Annotated in this window: 13 protein-coding genes; 9 read left to right on the top strand and 4 right to left on the bottom strand. The window is 36.5% G+C overall.

The window, feature by feature from the left end; all coding sequences use genetic code 11:
* The first annotated feature begins 118 nt into the window (after nucleotides 1-118).
* The 4 genes from AC3E9W_RS16965 to AC3E9W_RS16980 all read left to right on the top strand — a co-directional run bounded on the left by AC3E9W_RS16965 (nucleotide 119) and on the right by AC3E9W_RS16980 (nucleotide 10,187).
* Nucleotides 119-2,773, top strand: a complete 2,655-nt coding sequence (locus AC3E9W_RS16965; protein ID WP_488769260.1) for a beta-1,3-glucanase family protein — start codon at nucleotides 119-121, stop codon at nucleotides 2,771-2,773.
* 179 nt (nucleotides 2,774-2,952) lie between these two features.
* Nucleotides 2,953-4,575: a glycosyl hydrolase family 18 protein gene (locus AC3E9W_RS16970; protein WP_488769261.1), complete on the top strand. Its 1,623-nt coding sequence runs from the start codon at nucleotides 2,953-2,955 to the stop codon at nucleotides 4,573-4,575.
* 232 nt (nucleotides 4,576-4,807) lie between these two features.
* Entirely contained in the window at nucleotides 4,808-7,672 is a 2,865-nt protein-coding gene (locus tag AC3E9W_RS16975; RefSeq protein ID WP_488769262.1) for a carbohydrate-binding protein, read from the top strand.
* A gap of 577 nt (nucleotides 7,673-8,249) precedes the next feature.
* A complete protein-coding gene (locus AC3E9W_RS16980; protein ID WP_488769263.1) occupies nucleotides 8,250-10,187 on the top strand; it encodes a metallophosphoesterase in 1,938 nt (645 codons plus the stop codon).
* 194 nt (nucleotides 10,188-10,381) lie between these two features.
* On the opposite strand, the gene AC3E9W_RS16985 is transcribed toward AC3E9W_RS16980, so the two are convergent.
* Nucleotides 10,382-11,443 carry a phosphatidylinositol-specific phospholipase C1-like protein gene (locus tag AC3E9W_RS16985; RefSeq protein ID WP_488769264.1) on the bottom strand — a complete coding sequence of 354 codons (1,062 nt, stop codon included), beginning with the start codon at nucleotides 11,441-11,443 and terminating at the stop codon, nucleotides 10,382-10,384.
* A 263-nt stretch (nucleotides 11,444-11,706) separates the two neighbouring features.
* Between AC3E9W_RS16985 and AC3E9W_RS16990 the strand changes: the two genes are divergently transcribed.
* The 5 genes from AC3E9W_RS16990 to AC3E9W_RS17010 all read left to right on the top strand — a co-directional run bounded on the left by AC3E9W_RS16990 (nucleotide 11,707) and on the right by AC3E9W_RS17010 (nucleotide 19,572).
* Nucleotides 11,707-12,231, top strand: a complete 525-nt coding sequence (locus tag AC3E9W_RS16990) for an RNA polymerase sigma-70 factor (protein ID WP_488769266.1) — start codon at nucleotides 11,707-11,709, stop codon at nucleotides 12,229-12,231.
* A gap of 83 nt (nucleotides 12,232-12,314) precedes the next feature.
* Complete coding sequence (locus AC3E9W_RS16995) at nucleotides 12,315-13,238, top strand: FecR family protein (protein ID WP_488769267.1); 924 nt, start codon at nucleotides 12,315-12,317, stop codon at nucleotides 13,236-13,238.
* 71 nt (nucleotides 13,239-13,309) lie between these two features.
* On the top strand, nucleotides 13,310-16,594 hold the full coding sequence (locus AC3E9W_RS17000; protein WP_488769268.1) for a SusC/RagA family TonB-linked outer membrane protein: 3,285 nt from the start codon (nucleotides 13,310-13,312) through the stop codon (nucleotides 16,592-16,594).
* Nucleotides 16,595-16,599: 5 nt separating this feature from the next.
* A complete protein-coding gene (locus tag AC3E9W_RS17005; RefSeq protein WP_488769269.1) occupies nucleotides 16,600-18,369 on the top strand; it encodes a RagB/SusD family nutrient uptake outer membrane protein in 1,770 nt (589 codons plus the stop codon).
* An 834-nt stretch (nucleotides 18,370-19,203) separates the two neighbouring features.
* Nucleotides 19,204-19,572: a SpoIIAA family protein gene (locus AC3E9W_RS17010; RefSeq protein WP_306160753.1), complete on the top strand. Its 369-nt coding sequence runs from the start codon at nucleotides 19,204-19,206 to the stop codon at nucleotides 19,570-19,572.
* Between the two features lie 74 nt (nucleotides 19,573-19,646).
* Here AC3E9W_RS17010 and AC3E9W_RS17015 read toward each other — a convergent pair whose 3' ends face one another.
* The 3 genes from AC3E9W_RS17015 to AC3E9W_RS17025 are packed head-to-tail and all read right to left on the bottom strand — an operon-like array spanning nucleotide 19,647 to nucleotide 20,875.
* Entirely contained in the window at nucleotides 19,647-19,922 is a 276-nt protein-coding gene (locus AC3E9W_RS17015; protein WP_306160755.1) for a PrgI family protein, read from the bottom strand.
* A gap of 17 nt (nucleotides 19,923-19,939) precedes the next feature.
* On the bottom strand, nucleotides 19,940-20,362 hold the full coding sequence (locus AC3E9W_RS17020) for a hypothetical protein (RefSeq protein WP_306160757.1): 423 nt from the start codon (nucleotides 20,360-20,362) through the stop codon (nucleotides 19,940-19,942).
* 36 nt (nucleotides 20,363-20,398) lie between these two features.
* Nucleotides 20,399-20,875, bottom strand: coding sequence for a hypothetical protein (locus AC3E9W_RS17025; protein ID WP_456895157.1), 477 nt, complete (start codon nucleotides 20,873-20,875; stop codon nucleotides 20,399-20,401).
* Nucleotides 20,876-20,895: the final 20 nt, after the last annotated feature.

A 20,895-nucleotide genomic window follows, 5' to 3' on the forward strand; every position in this document is an offset into this window, starting at 1 on the left:
CCGTTGGGTGCGATTTCAAGGAGGGCATACCAAATTGCACCTGGCGGATCATTTAGTCATTACTGCGAAAATGACTTTGGTTTAAAATCTCTTTACGTAACCCCAAAATTATTTAGATATGAAAAGAATTAGACTACAAAGATTTTCCATTTTGACGACACTATTTTTAGTGTTTTCAAATCTAATGCACGGACAGGGACCCATCCCGTTCACAATAAGCAATAATTCACCCTTTGCCGACACTGAATTGTATGTTGCGATTGTCGGAATAGATTATACCACAGGAAACCACGTTTGGGTTAATGCCAAAACAAGTCAGGTTTTACCAATGAATGCTTCTTACAATACAGTTACAGGACCAACTTACGGCGGAAACACTGGGCCGGGGCAAAACTCCAAATATGCGGCATGTTTTACCAAGCTGAGCGAAATTTCAAACAAAACTTTCACTTTGCCATTAATTGCAGGCTGTCGAGTTTTTATTTCGAAAGGATCACAATTGTACTTCTACTTTTTTGGAGCTAGTGGAGCGCCTTCAGGATATGCATCGCCAAATCCGCAAAATGCAACAGATCCGAATCAGGGAATTTTGTATGAAATGATTGAGCTGACAAATAATCAGCACGGTTTCTTCGGAAATCCAACTCGTGTAGATTCATACAAATATCCAATGGGATTAGAATTATTCGGAGCAAACGGCTATCAGAAAAAAGTGGGCGATTTGAAAAAACACGCTGATATTGTGGCCGCTTTTAAAGCGAATGTTCCAGCAGAATTTCAAGGTTGTGTAAATGATGCGACAGGCGAAATTACAGCACCTTCTAAAACGCCAGCTTACGCGGAAGGATCTGGGCCATACGCCAATTATTTAAAATCGTACATCGATGCGATCTGGAATAAATATAAAAATGAAGATTTGATTTTTTACGCCGGAGACGCTGGAGTTTTTAAAGGAAGAGTTATTGGCGAACAACTAGAAATGGTTGGGCAATCTGGAGCTTTTGTCGGAAGAACAGGGCGCGTGCAAAACCGTCCGAGCACGCAAGAAGCTCTGGAAGGAAAAGGAGTTTTGGACAGAAGATTGGTCGATGGAGATTTGGATCTTGTGATTCAGGCACAATTAACAGCTGCGATAAATCGCCATGTTGTGAATACAACGACTGCAAATCCGGGTCAGCAAAACTGGTACGATGCTTCTAAATATTATCAGGTAAATCCAACCAATCATTATTCTAAATTCTGGCATTTACCAGGAATTAATATTGATAATCTAGCCTACGGATTTGCTTATGACGACGTTGCCGATCAGTCGCCATCGCTTCATTCGCCACAGCCAACAAAAGCAATTGCTGTTTTTGGAGGATATTTTGGACTTACTACGCCTTCAGTTCCAGCTTCGACAGATGTCATTACCGTTTACAAAGATTGTAACTACACAGGTTTCTCTGGCGGATTGACAATTGGCGATTACAACTTGGCACGTTTAAATTCTTTAGGAGTTTTAAATGATGATATTTCGTCACTTAAAGTGGCACAAGGCTATAAAGCGATTTTATACATGGATGATAACTTTACAGGAACTTCAACCACAATCACTTCAGATAATTCTTGTTTGAATACCACATGGAATGACAAAGTAAGTTCTATACGAATTCTTCCTAACGGAGTTACCACTTTAGGAAACCAGACTTTCTTCCTTCAAAACAGAAATAGCAATCTGTATATGGATGTTTGGACTGCAAGTATGTCAAATGGTGCAGGTATTAATCAAGGCGCTTTGACTTCTGGAAACAATCAGAAATTTACGTTCACGCATTTGGGAGACGGAATGTACAAAATCATTGCCAACCACAGCAGTATGTCTATGGATATCAATAATTTCAATAAAGCCAATGGCGCAAGAGTAGAACAATATCCATACAATGCGACAACTAATCAGCAGTTTATTTTGGTAGATGCAGGAAGCGGATTTTATAAAATTGTGGCCCGTCATAGCGGAAGAATTGTTGAGGTTGCTGGAGCAAGCACAGCTTCGGGCGCAATTGTACAGCAATGGGATAATAACAACCAAACTTGCGGACAATGGAAGTTGGTTCCAGCGACTTCTTCACAAACTTCGGTATTAATTCAAGCAGAAGATTATTCAGCAATGAGCGGTATTCAGGTTGAAGCTACTACAGATACAGGCGGAGGATCAAATGTTGGTTATACTGAAACGGGCGATTGGTTAGCATACAACAGCATCAATTTCCCAACAACAGGCTCTTATTTAATTGAATATAGAGTGGCAAGTGCTTCTGGCGGAGTTCTTTCTTCAGATTTGAATGCTGGAGCAATACTTTTAGGAAATGTTATGGTTCCAAATACGGGAGGTTGGCAAAACTGGCAGACGGTTTCGCAAACTGTAAACGTAAATGCAGGAACGTACAATTTCGGTATCTATATTCAAACTACTGGAATGAATATCAACTGGATTAAAATTACAAAAGTTGGGGCAGGAGCGACCGCAAGAACTGCAGCTGTTGAAACCTTAGAAGAAGAATCGACTCCAACTGAACTTACAGTATATCCAAGTCCGGCAGAAAGTACGCTTTATGTAACTACAGCAGTAAGCGCAGAAAAAGCAAGCATAATAGATCAGACTGGAACTGTAGTTTCACAGCAAAAAATCAGTAATAATAGTATTGATGTATCAAGATTAAGAACCGGAATTTATTTTGTGGTTCTAGATCAGAATGGTAAAAAAGTGATCAAACGTTTTATTAAAAAATAATTTTAGATTTTAGAATGCAGATTTTAGATTGATTTACTGTTAGTTGTAAAAATTCCGCTTGAATTTGGACGTAGTCCAATTCAAGCGAATCTAAAATCTAAAATCTGCAATCTACCTTTTAAACTCATAAATACCGTCCCAATTATTTACGAATTTATTAATCTATTAAAACAATTATTATGAAAAACAATTACCAAAGGTTGCCGCTAAAATGGACAATCATTTTAGTATTAGGAGTTTTTAATCTGTCGATTGCGCAGAAAAAAGTAATCGCTTATATCCCCAACTGGATCGATTTGAATTCGTTTTCAAGTACCATTCAGTATAGTAAATTGACTCATATTAATATTGCTTTTGAAAATCCAGATGCCAATGGATATCTGACTTTTAATTCAGGAAGTAATGCGATTATCAACACAGCCCATGCTAATAATGTAAAAGTTTTTGTTTCTCTTGGAGGAGGTTCTGTTTCGGAAGGCGGAGCGATTCGCGACAATTATTTCAATCTGATAACACCAGCCAACAGAACCGCTTTTATCCAGAAAATCTACGATTATGTGGTAGCGCATAATTTTGACGGAGTCGATGTAGATTTGGAAGGCCCAGCAATTAATGGCGATTACGGCGGATTTGTAATTGCTCTGGCGAATAAATTGCATGCCAATGGGAAATTGATCTCAGCAGCGCTTTCAGAAGGATATGGTGGTGCAAATGTACCTTCATCTACTTTTGCAGCGTATGACTGGATCAATATCATGGCGTATGATGCAACAGGACCTTGGGCGCCAGGAAATCCGGGACAGCACTCTCCATACAGTATGGCCGTAAATCAGTTTAATTATTGGACAGGCCGCGGATTGCCAGCAAGCAAAGCCGTTATCGGACTTCCGTTTTACGGTTACGGATTTGGAGCTTCTGCCAATCAGGGAATTTCGTATGCGAATATCGTAGCGCAATATCCAGGTGCAGAAAATGTAGATCAAGTTGGAAATACGATTTATTACAACGGAATTCCAACCATCAAACAAAAAACAACTTTTGCAATTCAGAATGCTGCGGGAGTTATGATTTGGGAATTATCTCAAGATGCAACTGGAGCAAAATCATTATTAACAGCTGTTGATCAGGTTGTAAAAGGAAGTAACCCTCCAGGAACAGGAACTTTGATTCAGGCTGAAAATTACAACACCATGAGTGGCGTTCAGACAGAAGCAACGACAGATACTGGCGGCGGATTAAACGTTGGCTATTGCGATACGGGAGATTGGATGGCGTATTACAATATCAATTTCCCAACTTCAGGAAATTATGTAATTGAATATCGTGTATCAAGTGCTGTTACAGGAGGAAGATTGTCATCTGATTTAAATGCAGGAACCATTCAGCTTGGTGCTGTAAATGTTCCTAATACTGGAGGCTGGCAAAACTGGCAGACGATTACACAAACTGTAAATGTAAACGCAGGAACATACAATTTCGGAATCTATGTTCAAAATACAGGTTTCAATATCAACTGGTTTAGAATTACAAAATCGGCTTCTGCTTTGGCTGCGAAATCAGCATCTTCAGATTCTATTGAAAGTTTGAGTGTTTATCCAAATCCAACAGAAAGCCAGCTTTTCTTTTCAGCTGAAGTTTCTGGTGGAAATGTCAATATCATCAATACAGAAGGAGGAGCAACAGTTTCTTCTCAAACGGTAAATAACAACAGCATTGATGTCTCGACTTTAAAAACAGGAGTTTATTTGATTTCCGTAGAGAAAAACGGAATCAAAACGGTGAGACGTTTTATTAAGAAATAGATTTTTTTTTAACCGCAAAGGCGCAAAGGTTTTTCGCAAAGTTCGCAAAGAGTTTTTCTATAAAAGACTCAATAAATTGAAAAAAGTTCACAAAGCTGGGTTTACACACAGCTTTGCGAACTTAATATTTAGATATTGCTTGCGTTCCAAATTGGAAAAAAGAACTTAGCGTGCTTTGCGTTAAAAAAAACTCAGCATCAAAATTTAACAAATCTTATAAACCCCAAATTATATGAAAAACAACTACAAATTTCATTTTAGTATGCTACTGTTTCTCGTCTTTGGAAGCTTCGCTTTTGCACAGACTTCCTTAGGTTCGAGTAAAACATTTTTGAATAATTTAAAGAAAGGGCTTGCAACATCAGCAACAGGAAAAAGTGCAGAAAAAACCGTTTTGCTTCAGGCAGAAAAAACAAGCTTTAACGGAAAAATAAACTATAAAGAATCCAACGAATCCAGTGAGTTTTTAATTGGAGAAATTAAAAATATAGCAGAATCTTCTTTTTATATCAAAGTAAAAGACAAATCGCTAGAAGGGCATATTCTTTTAAAGAAAACCAGAGAAGCCTATAAATACTTTTCGGATGCGCAGGGAAATGCTTTTGTAGAAAAAGTAGACATCAACACTTTGGTTTGTATCGATTACAAAAATGTTCCGACACAAGACAATACGGCAAGCAAAACTGCGGCCGCCGCAGAAATTGCACCAGCATTGTTAGATCTGCAAAGTTTGCCAGGAGCTGCAGGCTGTATAATGCTTGATTTTGACGGTTATTATATGCCAGCAGGAAATCTTTGGAACAACGGAAATGCGATCAACGCAGCACCATCTGGAATGAACGATGCGGCGGTTCAACAACACTGGGAAGTAGTTTCAGAAGATTATCGTCCATTTAATGTAAATGTTACTACAAACGAAGCCGTTTTTAATTCATATCCAAAAAACAGAAGAATGCGAGTCGTAGTGACACCAACAAATACCGCAGCACCAGGAGCGGGGGGAGTAGCATATATCGGTTCTTTTAACTGGGATAACGATGTGCCTTGCTGGGTGTTTATCACTTCTGGAAAATCGGGTGGAGATGCTTCTTCTCACGAAGTAGGACATACTTTCGATCTAGGTCACGACGGACGTACCAATCCTGCGGAAGATTATTTCTTAGGTTTAGATGGAACTTCTTGGGCGCCAATTATGGGTGCAGGTTATTACAGACCTGTTGTACAGTGGAGTAAGGGGCAGTACAATTATGCGAATAATTTACAAGATGATGTTGCTATAATTGCTAGTGCTAAGTTTGGCGTGGGTTACCGCGGTGACGATTATGGAAATACTACAGCTTCTGCAGCGACTTTAGATTATAATGCAAGCGGTCAGATTAACCAAAAAAATGGAATTATTTCGAGTGAAGCCGATTACGATTTCTTCACTTTTACAACGGGTGGCGGAAATGTTTCTATCAATGCCAATACGGTTTCGAGAGACGGAAATCTGCATCTTTTAATTCGATTGTTTAATTCGGCTGGAGCAGAAATGGGAACGTATTGGAATTCGGATCCATTTGCTTTGAATGCTTCTATGAATGTCAATCTTCCTGCAGGAAAATATTTTATAGGAGTTGACGGAAACGGTGCCGGAAATGTTGGAGCAGGAGGTTATTCGGCTTACGGTTCTATCGGAAGTTATTCGATTACAGGAACTATTCCACCGGGAGGAAATATAGCATCTTCTACAGATGTGATTACCGTTTACAAAGATTGCAACTACACAGGATTTTCTGGCGGATTAACTATTGGTGATTATAATCTGGCAAGATTAAATTCTTTAGGAGTTTTAAATGATGATATTTCTTCACTTCGAATTACTCAAGGTTATCAGGCGATTTTGTATCAAGACGATAATTTTACAGGAGCTTCAACGGTTATTAATTCTGATAATTCTTGTTTGAATACGACTTGGAATGACAAAGTAAGTTCAATTCGAATTATTGCCAACGGAGTTGCAACTTTAGGAAACCAAACATTTTTCCTTCAAAATAGAAACAGCGGTTTGTATATGGATGTTTGGTCGGCAAGCATGTCAAACGGAGCAGGAATTAATCAAGGGGGGTTGACTTCTGGGAACAATCAGAAATTTACGTTTACACATTTAGGAGACGGAATGTATAAGATTATTGTGAATCACAGCGGTCAATCAATGGACGTGAATGGTTTTAATAAAGCGAATGGTACACGTGTAGAACAATATCCGTATAACGGAACAACGAATCAGCAGTTCATTTTAGTTTCTACAGGAGACGGATTCTATAAAATTGTTGCCCGTCACAGCGGAAGAATTGTTGAGGTTGCTGGAGCAAGTACTGCTTCTGGCGCTATTGTACAGCAATGGGACAACAACAATCAAACTTGTGGGCAGTGGAAACTGATTACTACGACAACTTCTCAAACTTCAACTTTAATTCAGGCCGAAGATTACTCAGCAATGAGCGGTATTCAGGTCGAAGCTACAACAGACACCGGCGGAGGCTCTAATGTGGGGTATACCGAAACAGGTGACTGGCTGGCTTACAATAATATTAATTTCCCAACAAGTGGTTCATATTTAATTGAATACAGAGTGGCAAGTGCTTCAGGCGGTGTACTATCTTCAGATTTAAATGGCGGAACCATCATTTTAGGAAATGTTACTATTCCAAACACGGGAGGTTGGCAAAATTGGCAGACAGTGACTCAAACTGTAAACGTAAATGCTGGGACATACAATTTCGGAATCTACATTCAAAATACAGGAATGAATATCAATTGGATTAGAATTACGAAAGTCGGAAATGCAGCGCCAATCGCAGCGACTTCTGAAATTGCAGATCAAGAAGAAAATAATGCACTAATTGTATATCCAAACCCTGTTGTAGATTTACTATCGTTTACAACTGACGTAATCGGTGGAAAAACGACAGTTGTTGATGGACAGGGAACAGTTGTAGCTTCTCAAAGTATAAATGAAAATAGTTTGAATGTTAGTCAGTTAAGTAGAGGGATTTATTTCTTGATCCTCGAAAAAGACGGCAAAAAAACAATTAAACGTTTTATAAAGAAATAAAAAGAAACCCATTTGCCATAATGGTTTTAAACACGTTACATTTTTTGGTTTTAATGTAATGAAAGGCTGTCAGAGATGATGGCCTTTTTTATTGCGTGGTAATTTTTAACGCAGAGGGCGTAAAGGTTTTTTACTTCTCTTTGAGTTGAGTAAACGCAAAGTTCGCAAAGCTTTATGGGTAAATTTTTAATGTAAAGTAGCATGTACAAGACTTTGCGACTCTGCGTCTTTGCGAGATTTAAAAAAACTTAGCGTGCTTTCAATAAACTTTTCTGTCTTCCTGAGCGAAGTCGAAGGATATGTTCAAAGTAACCCCAGAGTATGTCATCCCGAGGAACGAGGGATCTCCGTAAGAAGCTCGACAAAGATTGATTCTCTATGCGGAGTTACTTGTGGAGATCCTTCCTTCGTCAGGAGGACAAATATTGTGGATAAACCTTAGCGAACTTAGCGTTCCCGATAGCTATCGGGATTGCGCTCTTCGCGGTTAAAAAACATTATCCATTCCATAACAATACCATAAACTTCTTTCATTATTAAATCAATAAAATTGCGGTGCATTAAAAGTCCCCAATTTATGAGCCTAAAATTTACTTTTCGATTAGTTTTAATATTGCTATTCATCAATTTTACACTTTCAGCCCAAAAAAATAAAAATTTAAACGGAACACAAATTGCTTTTCTATCAGATGTTCACTTGCAAGATTTATTTGGCGGATTCTCAGATTCAGATTATAAAGGCGTTCTGAACCCTAAAACGAATCAATATGCTTTGGTGCGAACAATGTCATCGCAATTGCATTCGACACGAATTTTTAATGAAAACTATTTTGCTTTTCTAGCTGCTTTAGAAGATATCGCAAAGCGAAAGATCAAATATGTGGCACTTCCAGGAGATTACACAGATGACGGCCAGCCAATTCACGTTCGCGGATTAGCTAAAATTTTAGAACAATATACTCAGAAATACGGAATAGAATTTTTCATTACGACAGGAAATCATGATCCAGTTGGACCTTTTGCACAAGAATCGGGAAAAGAAGATTTTTTAGGAAAAGAAGGTAAAAGTCAACCCATTTATAGCAAAGACGGCATGTATGCGCCAAATCTCACCATCGAACAGCCTGTAGTTGTTACCGCCGATATTGCCAAAATGGGTTATTTAGGAATTACGGATAATTTGAAGGATTTTGGATTTCATCCGAACCAAAAAAATAAATTTTGGGCAACTCCTTTTTCGAGTTATTCAAGTGAAAATTATTCGTTTGAAAAAGCTTTAGAAAGTGCAAAATTGTCTAAACGGCTTTATGAAGTTGCGCCAGGTTATGTAGTTCCAGACGTTAGTTATGTTGTTGAGCCAGTTGACGGACTTTGGTTAATGGCTATTGATGGTAACGTATATATTCCGAAAAAAACGGATAGCGATCCTAAAGATTCTAAAAGCTATTCAGAAGCAAGTACGGGATATAATAATGTGCTTTCAAACAAAAAGCATCTCATTAAATGGGTTGAATCTATTTCGGCGGAAGCCAAAAAACGAGGTAAAACTTTGGTTGCTTTTAGCCATTTTCCGATGATTGATTTTAATGATGACGCTTCTGCGGAAATAAAAGAATTGCTTGGTCCAAACAAATGGCAATTGAACCGAGTTCCTGTTGAAGAAGTAGCTCAGGTTTTTGCCGATGCAGGATTGAAGATTCATTTTGGAGGCCACATGCATATTAACGATACAGGGGTTAGAACTTCGCCAAAAGGAAATACTTTGGTAAATGTGCAAACGCCGTCGCTTGCGGCTTATATTCCAGCGTATAAATTGCTGACTTTAAAGAAAGACAATGTTATAGATATTCAGACGATTACAATTGATGATGTCCCGAGATACGATGAACTTTTTGATTTGTATAAAATGGAATATCAGTTTTTGGAAAGTCAGAATGCAAAAGATATCTGGAATGCGGATATTTTGAAGACTAAAAACTATCACGATTTTACTGATTTTCATTTGAAGGAATTAGTTCGTCTACGTTTCTTAAAAGACGATTGGCCTTCAGATTTTAAGCAATTTATATTGAATGTTTCTGCTCAAGATTTATTGGTTTTGGCGAATATGCAATCAGATAAAGATTTTGATTTTATTCTGAAAAATAAACAACAGTTTCAAAAAGAATGGAAAGAAGCGGAAATAAAATCGGAACAGATTTTGGTTAAAAACAAACTCAAAACAACAGATTTCAATTGGACAGGAAATGATCTTTTAATTGATTTTTACCGTTTTAGAAGTGCAGATGAATTGGCTCTTGCCGATATTGGAATTGAAAGGGCAAAACAATATAAAGTTATATCTGATTTGTTTTTAGAAGGCTCTAAAGCTGATCTTTTAAATAATAGTAATACTCCTTTTCAGAAACAAATGAAGCTGTTCTTGATTATCTTTAATAAATTCATGCATGAAGTTCCCGCAGATCATTTTTCTGTTGATTTGAATACGGGGAAGATTAACCGCGAAGAACGCTAAGAATTACGCAAAGTTTGGTCATTGCGAGGAACGAAGCAATCGCACTATAATAAGACACAAAGTTTGTTTTTTGTAAGTGAGGTTGCTTCGTTCCTCGCAATGACATTTATTGTGGTTATTTTGTGTAGATGATTGTTTCAAGTTTCAAGTCCAGTAAGAACTTGAAACCTGAAACAAATAAAAACTTGAAACAATTATTTAACTCCATTAACAGGATTATTTCTAACATAACTCCCATCATCATATTTAATTTGATAAGGAGAATTGAAGAAAGTGCTTGGCAAGTAATAATCGGTTGTGATGATTTGTGCGCCTGATTTTTTGGCTAATTCAAAATGAGAATAATCATTTGCTCTGGCTTCTTTGGTATCAGAATCGGCGCGGGTTCTTATTATATAGCCTTTCTTTACCAAATCGGTAATGGTTGGATCTTCGGCATTATTTCTGAATAAAGCCGCAGCTTCTGGTTTTCCTGATTCGGCGTTAATAAAAACGGCGCGTCCCTTAAGGGACGGATGATTCAATGCGTACAAATCTCTTTTTGCGCCGTTATTATCTAATAAGAATAAAAACCTTCCTTTTGCTTCTTTTAAAGTTGGCCAATTGTTGTTTAAAACAGCTTCTTCAAGCGTCTTATATTTTCCGCGAACCATGTCTGGCGTAATCAGTTTGTCTTTGCCTAATTCTTTTTTAATGACTTTATCCATTTCGTCAAAAACGGCTGCGGTAAAATCTTCTGGTTTTGTGCCAAAGAAATTTGCATCTCCGTCTTTTGGTTCCAAAGTGATGAAAACAGGAACGTGGTCTGGATTAGCATCCGACCATTTTTTTAATTCTTGAAGGCAGATTTCGAATGTGTAGCAAGAAGTTCTAAAATCGATGTCTGGCATGTGGAAAACCTTAAAACCAGGTTTTTTCATCAATCCGTTTGGGTCGTAAGCTTCTTTAGATTTGGCAATATCCAAACCTTTTGGGTGCGCGTATTTTCCGCCTTTCGCGTCGGCGAAAATATCGATTTCCAGATTGCGAAGTCCTTTGTTTAATTGATCTGTAATACTAATATGAGTGTATTGTAAACCTTTAAGAGACCGAGTGGTATCTCTAGCTTGAATAAGATTGTACAAGTCAGTTTCGATCGCATGACGATAACTGTTATGTGATCCGATAACCTGAATCTGGTTAATTTTCAGATTGTCGTCTTGTGCCTGAACGCCTAGAGTTCCGGCAAATAATAAAGCAAACAAAAATTGTTTCATAGTTCTAAAATGTAATTGATACTGTTGACTGGGGACGCATCAAAAGAAAATTGCATTTTGAAAGTCACTAAATTAAAGTTCACTGTCGATTTGTATGTTAGATAAAAAAAAAGAAATCGCAAAGTGATTACCGTTTCTACCTTAAAAAAGTAGTATTTCTACAACAAACGTGTTTATTTGTTAATTTAAAGATAACCTTGGCGCAAAAAAGATTGGATTTTCATTTTATTATTTTACGATACCAAAAAGCCTTTAATTGCCCTATGAATAATCCTGAAGTTTTTGAAAAAACGTATAATCAATATTGGAAAAAGCTCAATGCATTTTCTTATACGATGACTCAGGACAAAGACTTGGCGCAGAACATTGTTCAGGATGTTTTTGTAGATTTATGGGAACGAAAAGAAGAACTGAATATTAATGCAATCGAACCTTTTTTGTTTCGTGCGGTCAAAAATCAGGTTTTCAAACATTATCAGAACAATCGTTTTGACAAGACTATTTTAGAAGAAAAATTTGAAGACTACATCATAGAAAATTTTTCGACTATAGATCCAGAAGTTATGGATCTGCTTTATGCTGCATTAGACAAACTTCCAGAGAAAAGAAAAGAGGTTTTATTAATGTATAAATTTCAAGACATGACAATCGATCAGATTGCAGATGAACTTGGCATTTCAAAACAAACCGTAAAAAACCAGATTTCATCAGCTGTAAAACAACTTCGCGAAGGCTTAAAAGACCTTGCTTGGCTGGCTCCCTTTATTATTTTAAACCAAAAATTTTAAAATAACTTTCGCTTGACGTTTTCATAATATTTGGCAATAGTACGATTTCAATTTTCTAGTACTTATCTATAACAATAAGTATTATGATAAAAAGAATTAAACATAGTTTAGAATATTTGCTGGATAAAAGTTCGCGAGGAAAAACTTCATCGGCAGAAGAAAATTTATTACATGATTTTGCTTTTGGCGAATATCAAAATTCAAAATGGGACAACGATCTTATGGGAAATCCGGAAATCGAATCTCAAAATATTTATGACGAAATTCAATTAAGAATAGGAAAGAAGAAGTCTTTCAATCCTTATTTAAAATATATGGCTGCTGCCAGCATTCTTTTTCTGCTTGGTTTAGGATTTTTCTTGAGACCAAATGTTTTAAACCAAAAACAAATCACATTTAAAACGTCATCGATTCCCAAATCTATCCAATTAAGTGACGGTTCGAAAATTTATCTGGCAGCAAACTCATCATTTCAGTATCCTGAAAAATTTGAAGGCGATCAAAGAACGGTTTCTTTACTAAAAGGAAACGCGTTTTTTGAAGTTGCCAAAGACAAGCAGCATCCGTTTATTATTCATTCTGGAGAAATTCAGACGAGAGTTGTCGGAACTTCATTTCACATTCAATTATCAAAATTAAACTGCAAAGTAATTGTCGTAACCGGAAAAGTTAATGTTTCTGGAAAAGGACAGAGTGTTGATTTGGTGCCCAATCAGGAAGCTTTATTCGAAGCTCAAAAACTAACGAAACAATTGGCGGATAAAGCCTTTTTGGTGAATTGGTACAATGAAGATGTAACGCTGGATCAGACAACTTTAAAACAAGTAATTACCATTTTACAATATAAATACGGAGTTTCATTTGAGTATGATGATAAACACGTATTAGCAACGCCGTTAACGGTATTCATCAAGAAGGACGCGACATTAGAAAATGTTTTGGAACAAATAAATTATATCACAAACCTAAAATTCAAAGTTTATGGCGAAACAGTAAAAGTGGATTAAAAACAAAAAAGCAGTTGCGGGAACAACTGCTATTAATAACTAAGCATCGTAAAAAAACAATTACTTAAATCATGTATTTTAAACCTTCTTATTTAAATCTAAAGAGTTTTGTCTTTTTAGTTCTAGCTTTACTTGCCTTTCAGAGCGGTTACAGTAAAACTATTATATTAAAAGAGCCAAAAGTAACAAATAAAATAGAAAAAGCTACTTTAGTTTCTATTTTTTCAAAACTAACACAGCAAACCGATTACAAATTCAGTTACGGACAAGCTGTAATTGCTGATAATACAGCGTATACCGTAAATTATAATGACGGATCTATCACAGCAATTTTGAATGATCTTTCTAAAAAAGCCAATTTCAATTATAACATTAGCGGCAAGCTAATTTTGATTCAAAAAACTGTTGCGACAAAAGCGGTAAACACTAAGGCTGTCGACAGAATTAAAGTAAAAGGAAAAGTCGTTGATGAATTTAAAGTGCCAATTCCTGGAGCTACTGTATCAGAAACTAGTTCGTCAAACTCTACAGTTACCAATTTTGATGGAGAATTTGAAATTACGGTTGGAGACGGAAAAACACTTGACATTTCGTATATGGGTTATAAAACCAAAACAGTTGCCGTGCAAAAAGGTTTTATGACGATTCAATTGGAACCGAATACGGCTGAGTTAAATGAAGTTTTGGTTGTTGGTTACGGAAAACAGTCTAAAAAAGATGTTACGGGTGCGGTTACACAATTGGAAGCGGCAAACTTCAAACAAGGTGTAAACGTTTCTGTAGATAATTTGATACAAGGAAAAGTTGCTGGTGTGCGTGTTGTCAATACAAGCGGTGAGCCTGGAGCAGGAGTAAACGTTACCATTAGAGGTGTTGGATCTATTAGAAGCGGAAGTACGCCTTTATTCGTAGTGGATGGTGTGCCGTTGTCTAATGATGATGTGAGTCCGTCTGGAAGCAACGTCGGATTTGGATCTTCTTCGGCTAAAAATCCATTGAACTTTTTGAATACAAGCGATATCGAATCGATTACGGTTTTGAAAGATGCATCGGCTTCAGCGATTTATGGAGCGAGAGGTTCTAACGGTGTGGTTTTGGTAACAACTAAAAAAGGTTCTAAAGGTGAAGGAACTTTGACTTTTGATACTTACACTGGAGTTGCAACTGTAGCAAATAAACTAGATGTTTTAAGCGCAGGCGAATATAGAAATGCAATTAAAGACAAAGCATTTGATCACGGCGGAAATACAGATTGGCAAGATGTAATTTACAGAACGGCTATTACCACAAACAATTCGCTTTCTTTTTCTAAGCAGACAGAATCTGGAAACTATTATGCTTCGATCGCACAAATGGATCAGGAAGGTGTGGTTCGTAACAGTAACTTCAAACGTCTTTCTGGAAGAATTAACGCAGCAGAATCATTTTTAGACAACAAGCGTTTGAAAGTAAAAATGAATCTTACGGCAAGTGAAACTAAAGATGATGGAGTTCCAACTTCTGACGATGGAGGTTCTAACGGACAATTGATTGTTCATACTTTAATGGCAAATCCAACGCGTTCTGTTTTTGATGCTAACGGAAATTACACCAATTTCAATATGAATGCGCATTACAATCCAGCGTATTTGTTGAGCATTTACCAAGATCAAACGAGAACGTTGAGAGTTTTAGGAAACTTAGAAGCTTCTTTAAGAATTATTGACGGATTGGAATATAAACTGAACATTGGTGTTGACCGTTCTATGGCTGAGAGAAACACGACTATTTTTCCAAACTTAACCGATTTGAATCCGAAGGGGAAATACGTTCAGAATAATTTAGATTCTAAAAACTCTTTGGTTGAACATTATTTGACTTATAATTTAAATTTAAATAAACATAAAATCGAAGCTTTAGGCGGTTTCTCTTATCAGAAATTTGAAAGATCGGGAACAAGTTTCAGTATTGACGGAATTGCGAATCAAGGTGAAGGTGTTCCTCCATCAATAAATCCTGGATTTAAAGGAACGCAGTCGGGAACTACGGGTTATGCGCAAGAAAACGAATTGCAGTCTTATTTCGGAAGATTAAATTACGGCTTTGATAACAGATATCTACTTACCGCTTCTATGAGAGGTGACGGATCGACTCGTTTTGGTAAAAACAACAAGTACGGTTATTTCCCATCTTTTGCTTTAGGTTGGAATATTGCTAACGAAAGTTTCTTAAAAGATTCTTCGACTTTAAATAATTTAAAATTAAGAGCAAGCTGGGGACAGACAGGAAACCAAGAAGTTGAAAATAAAATTACGCAGGCAAGTTATTCTTTAGCTGGAGCTGACGGGTATTATTTATACGATGATTTGAATCTGGTAAACGGAGTTTCGGTAAACAGAACACCAAATCCTGATTTGAAATGGGAAGTTGTAACGCAGTATAACGTAGGTTTAGATTTTAATTTATGGAATGATAAATTGTACGGAACATTAGATTATTTCAATAAAACCACTACAGATGCTATTTTGAATGTTCCTTCTCAGGCTTTGAGTCCAACAACTACAATCTGGACTAATATAGACGGAAAAATCATCAATAAAGGTATCGAGTTTATGTTAGGTTCTAAAATCGTTGATACTAAAAACTTCTCTTGGAATATCGACATGAACGGTGCGACTCTGAATAATAAAATTGAAGATCTTCCGGTTTCAGAAATCCTAACAGGAACAATTTCAGGACCTGGACAATCGGGTGTAAATGCTAATATTTACAAAAGCGGTTATGCAGCTGGATCTTTCTATTTATTGGAGCACATTGGTTTTGATGCCAATGGAGCAAACATCTTTAAAGATCAAAACGGAGACGGCGTAATTGATAACAGCGATAGAATTATTATTGAAGGTGCACTTCCAACTTTCTACTACGGATTTAACAGTGATATGAGATACAAAAACTTTACGTTCTCGTTCTCTATCATCGGACAAACTGGTGGTTATTTGTTGAATAATACAGGTTTGAATGCTTTAAACATAAACAATTTAGCATCTGACCGTAACGTGGCAACAGGTTATTACGAGTCTGGAGCAAATGCAACAAACTCTCCAATTTTATCTACGCTATTTTTAGAAAAATCAGATTTCATCCGATTAAATACGGCTCGTATTGGTTACAATTTTGACTTAAAAGGATTAAACTGGATCAACGGATTAACGCTTTATGTAACAGGTCAGAACTTAATTACTATTACAAATTACACAGGTTACGATCCGTTAATCAACAGTCCAAAATCAAACGGAGGAAACCAATCTATCGGTATCGATTATGCAAGTTATCCAACTTCTAGAACATTCAGTTTTGGAGCAACTTTAAAACTATAATTATTATGAAGACAAATACAATTTTTACTATAAAAACATTCGCGATATTTTCTTTTATATGGCTTTTTGCAAGCTGTACCAATCTTGACGAAGTTGTTTTGGATGAGGTTTTAGGAGAAGATGCTTCCAATCCGGCTGGAGCTCTTGCAGCAGCTTATGACCGTTTGGGAGACGGAACTTTTGTAGATCATGGAGGAGTTTTCTCTTTACAGGAATATACTACAGACGAAGCTATTTTGCCAACTCGAGGAAGTGACTGGGGAGATGGTGGAAAATGGAGAGACATGCACGAGTTTACATGGAAGTCGGATAATGCGATTGTAGTGGATAACTGGAATAAATTGACAAACGGAATTACGCGTTCGTTAACCGCAATTCAGTCGGTTGAAGAAAGTTCAATTCCGGAGAAGAAATTATTTTTAGCGGAAGCGAAAGCACTTTTAGCGTATTATTTATATACAACTTTGGATTTATACGGACAAGCGCCATATAGAGATCCGATGAATCCAAATGCGCCATTGCAGATTTTAAAAGCCGATACGCAAATTGATCAATTAATTAAAGATGTTGAAGCTTTGATTCCAGATTTAGCAGAGATGGGAACACAGCAAACACACCACGGAAGATTTACAAAAGAAGCGGCTTATGGATTCTTGGCAACGATGTACTTGAACCGTGCTGTTTTTAAAGATCGTTTGAATGCTACATCAAACTTTAATTTTACTGAAGCTGCAGCAACTGGCACAGGATCAGATATGGATCGTGTAATTTATTATACTTCATTGCTTATTAATTCTGGAAAATATTCTTTAGAAAGTGATTATTTCAAGAATTTCGCAAGAGATAATGACAAAGGGAAAGAATTGATTTTTGCTATTTCTCAGAAAATAGATTACATCAGAAATGGTTCAAACAGTTTTGCTTACGTGTGTGTAGAACGTAACCAGAGAGCTTCTGCAGCAAATAGAGGAACAAATGCAGCTTGTACAACTCCTGAGTTTTTTGCAACATGGGATGGAAATCATGACGACCCGAGATTCCAGCAGAAATACCAGTACGGAGACGGAACTTGGTTTATGAACGACGGAACTGACGTAAGCGTTCCAGCTACAGATATTGTACCGAAAAGTGCTAATTTGCCTTGGTTCCACTTTAACAGAGGAATTCAGTACGGACCACAATACGGACCAATATTATTGTCTTCTGGTTCACTAGAAATGGTTAACGGACGTATTAAAGTTTCGCCATTAGTTATGGAAAAAAGTACTACAACCAAAATGGATTTTACGCCTTCTTTAACTTTCAAAAATCCAGCTCAGGCTGTTTTTGCTCAAAACGAAATCAATCAGGGAGCTCGTATTTTTAAATATGAGTTTGATCCGGAAGGAGGAAATGGAAACAGTAATGTTGATATTCCGTTATTTCGTTTAGGGGGAATTTATACGATGAGAGCTGAAGCTTATTTCAGAAAAGGAAATACGGCTCAAGCTATGGAAGATTTGAACATTTTACGCACCAGCAGAAAAAGAGAATCTTTATACGGAAGTGTAGCAGGTAAACCTTTAACTTCAATCGATCAAACTGTTTTATATAACGAAATTGGTTTCGAATTATACTGGGAATTGTACAGAAGACCACAAATGATCCGTTTCGGGAAATTTGATCTACCAGGAACAGCAAAACCAGTTTCAGAACCTTACAGAAGAGTATTCCCGATTCCGCAGTCCACAATCGACGTGACTAAAGAATTCAAACAAAATCAAGGATACAACTAAGTTTGTGTGTTAGTTTATTTTTTATTTTTTTTCAAAAAGCCTATTTCGAAAGAGATAGGCTTTTTTTTGGGAGCTTCTAAGCTTCTGAGGTGCTGAGGTTCTAAGTTTTGTAGTGACAAAGAAACAAAGTGACATAGTTGCAAAGGTTCAGTACTGTAGAGATGCACTACAGTGCATCTAACGCTTATAAGCTTCTGAGGTGCTGAGTTTTGAAGTGGCAAAGAAACAAAGTGACATAGTTGCAAAGGTTCAGTACTGTAGAGATGCACTGCAGTGCATCTAACGCTTCTAAGCTTCTGAGGTGCTGAGCTTCTAAGATGCAGAGTTTCAAAGTGACAAAGAGACAAAGTTTAGGAATGTAGAGATGCACTGCAGTGCATCTAACGCAAAGTATATCCAATTTGATTTTCCTTTGTTTTAATAAAAATGTTAGACGCACTGCAGTGCGTCTCTACAGAAAACCTTTGTGGAAAATTGCATAGAAATGTAGAGATGCACTGCAGTGCATCTAACGCAAAGGATATCTGTTTTGATTTTCCTTTGTTTTGATAAAAACGTTAAACGCACTACAGTGCGTCTCTACAGAAAACCTTTGTGGATAAATTTGACACAGAAATATACAGATACACAAAGTATCCGCAATCAAAATAAACCTTTGCAACTATGTCACTTTGAGACTTTGTCCCTTACTAAAGAACCTTAAAAAAATATAATAAACGATTAGTTAAATGTAATTTTTATCTGACTGATAATGAGTATATTTGAGTAGATATTGAACATTCTGAAAATGTTTAAAACAAAACTTCATTAAATAACTCAAAATGTGTAAAAATCATGATACATCAAATCGATACGACAGATAATATTGTTGCCTTTAGAGCATTGGCAGAAGTAACAAAAGAAGATTTTTTGACTACTGTAACTCCAGCGGTTGAGCATTTGGTAAAACAAATCAATGAAATTAATTTTTTACTGGTTTTAGACACTGATATTAAAAATTTTACGGCGGGAGCGTGGCTAGAAGACGGACTTTTGGGACTTAAACATTTGGGAAAATGGAACAGAGCTGCAATTGTTACCGATACAGACGAAATTATCTCTTTTACAAACGGATTCAGTTATATTGTTCCAGGTGAGTTTCGTGGTTATAAAAAAATAGATTTTAATAAAGCTTTAAACTGGGTCGAAGGCAATATAAATTGATTTCTTAAAAAAATAAAAAGAGCGCTTATTTAATATTATAAGCGCTCTTTTTTTATGATAGGTATTTTAACCGATTAATGATTGTATTCGATACCGCTGCTAGAAATGGCATCGTTTTTTTCTTTTTTTATTTCGCAGTATTTTTTATAACCTGCTGATGCTAATATTGGTAATGCTAAACCACCTACAACTGCTCCAATTTTTGGATTTCCGGTTTTCTTTAAAATAGCTGCAGCTAAAAGAGCACCAACTCCTGCGCATGCTAATTGCTTTACTGATAGATTTTTATTGTTTAGAGTTTCAGGGGTAATTCCGTGTAATAATGGGTCTATAAAATTCAAATTCTCCATGACGTCAATTTATTTAATTATACTTCTTTTTTAATATTGTTTTCATTTTTAGCGCTATCGCTGTCAGTTTCGCTTTCGATTTTCTCGATTTCGACTTTTTCTTTTTTAATAGCTTGACGTAAAAGAGCAAAAAGGCTCATATATACGTTTGCCATAAAAACCAGAGAAAACCCTGCCAAAATGTAACCTCTCCAGTCATTTAACAAAAGTTTATAATCGCAAAGGATCAGAAAGGCAATGGTAACGTAGTGACTGAAGCAGTATTCACAAGTAAGAAGGTAAAAGAACTTTCTGGATAGTATATATCTGTCATTTTTAGAATGTCTGACACACCATTCATGAGGCTCTCTAAAAATTTCTTCGTGTGTTACAGTCCAGCTGATACAGGCAATCGGAATTGCGAGTAAAAAGAGCCAGACAATCTGAGCAGCTAAAGTCATAACTAATTAATGCTTTACAATTTACGATTATTTTGCTTATTCTCTAGGATGATTTTCTGGATAATGTTCTGCGTCAAAATCATTTAAATTCTCAGGCGCATCATTGTTTTTTTCAACAGTGTCTTCATGATCAGAATTGTACTGATCTTTCAAATCCTCTTCCGTATCATCATTTGTAATGGCGTCATCTTCATTAACAACCCGTTCTTCATTCGGAATGTTTTCTGATCGGATATTCGTGTTTGGTTCAAAATCTCCCTTAGGATGCGAAGGATCTTCAATAAACTCTTCTTGATATTGATACGGATCTTCGTCACGAGCATAATTATCATTATCAACTAATGTATTTTGTTCGTAATAATCAGGATCGCTTTCGCCAAATTCACGATTCTCGTCTTTCTTCAAAACTTGTTTAAACTCATCTTCATTAGAATAAGTTCCGTCTACAAGCGTATTTTGGTCGATATAATCAGGATCAAATTGACCATAATCATGGTTGTGCTGCTTTTCCATAATAGTGTTTTTTTGATTTG

The sequence above is a fragment of the Flavobacterium sp. 38 genome (assembly GCF_057799715.1).

Coding starts and splice junctions, on each gene's coding strand:
- AC3E9W_RS16965 (WP_488769260.1), top strand. CDS start 119: ATGAAAAGAATTAGACTACAAAGATTTTCCATTTTGACGACACTATTT.
- AC3E9W_RS16970 (WP_488769261.1), top strand. CDS start 2,953: ATGAAAAACAATTACCAAAGGTTGCCGCTAAAATGGACAATCATTTTA.
- AC3E9W_RS16975 (WP_488769262.1), top strand. CDS start 4,808: ATGAAAAACAACTACAAATTTCATTTTAGTATGCTACTGTTTCTCGTC.
- AC3E9W_RS16980 (WP_488769263.1), top strand. CDS start 8,250: ATGAGCCTAAAATTTACTTTTCGATTAGTTTTAATATTGCTATTCATC.
- AC3E9W_RS16985 (WP_488769264.1), bottom strand. CDS start 11,443: ATGAAACAATTTTTGTTTGCTTTATTATTTGCCGGAACTCTAGGCGTT.
- AC3E9W_RS16990 (WP_488769266.1), top strand. CDS start 11,707: ATGAATAATCCTGAAGTTTTTGAAAAAACGTATAATCAATATTGGAAA.
- AC3E9W_RS16995 (WP_488769267.1), top strand. CDS start 12,315: ATGATAAAAAGAATTAAACATAGTTTAGAATATTTGCTGGATAAAAGT.
- AC3E9W_RS17000 (WP_488769268.1), top strand. CDS start 13,310: ATGTATTTTAAACCTTCTTATTTAAATCTAAAGAGTTTTGTCTTTTTA.
- AC3E9W_RS17005 (WP_488769269.1), top strand. CDS start 16,600: ATGAAGACAAATACAATTTTTACTATAAAAACATTCGCGATATTTTCT.
- AC3E9W_RS17010 (WP_306160753.1), top strand. CDS start 19,204: ATGATACATCAAATCGATACGACAGATAATATTGTTGCCTTTAGAGCA.
- AC3E9W_RS17015 (WP_306160755.1), bottom strand. CDS start 19,922: ATGGAGAATTTGAATTTTATAGACCCATTATTACACGGAATTACCCCT.
- AC3E9W_RS17020 (WP_306160757.1), bottom strand. CDS start 20,362: ATGACTTTAGCTGCTCAGATTGTCTGGCTCTTTTTACTCGCAATTCCG.
- AC3E9W_RS17025 (WP_456895157.1), bottom strand. CDS start 20,875: ATGGAAAAGCAGCACAACCATGATTATGGTCAATTTGATCCTGATTAT.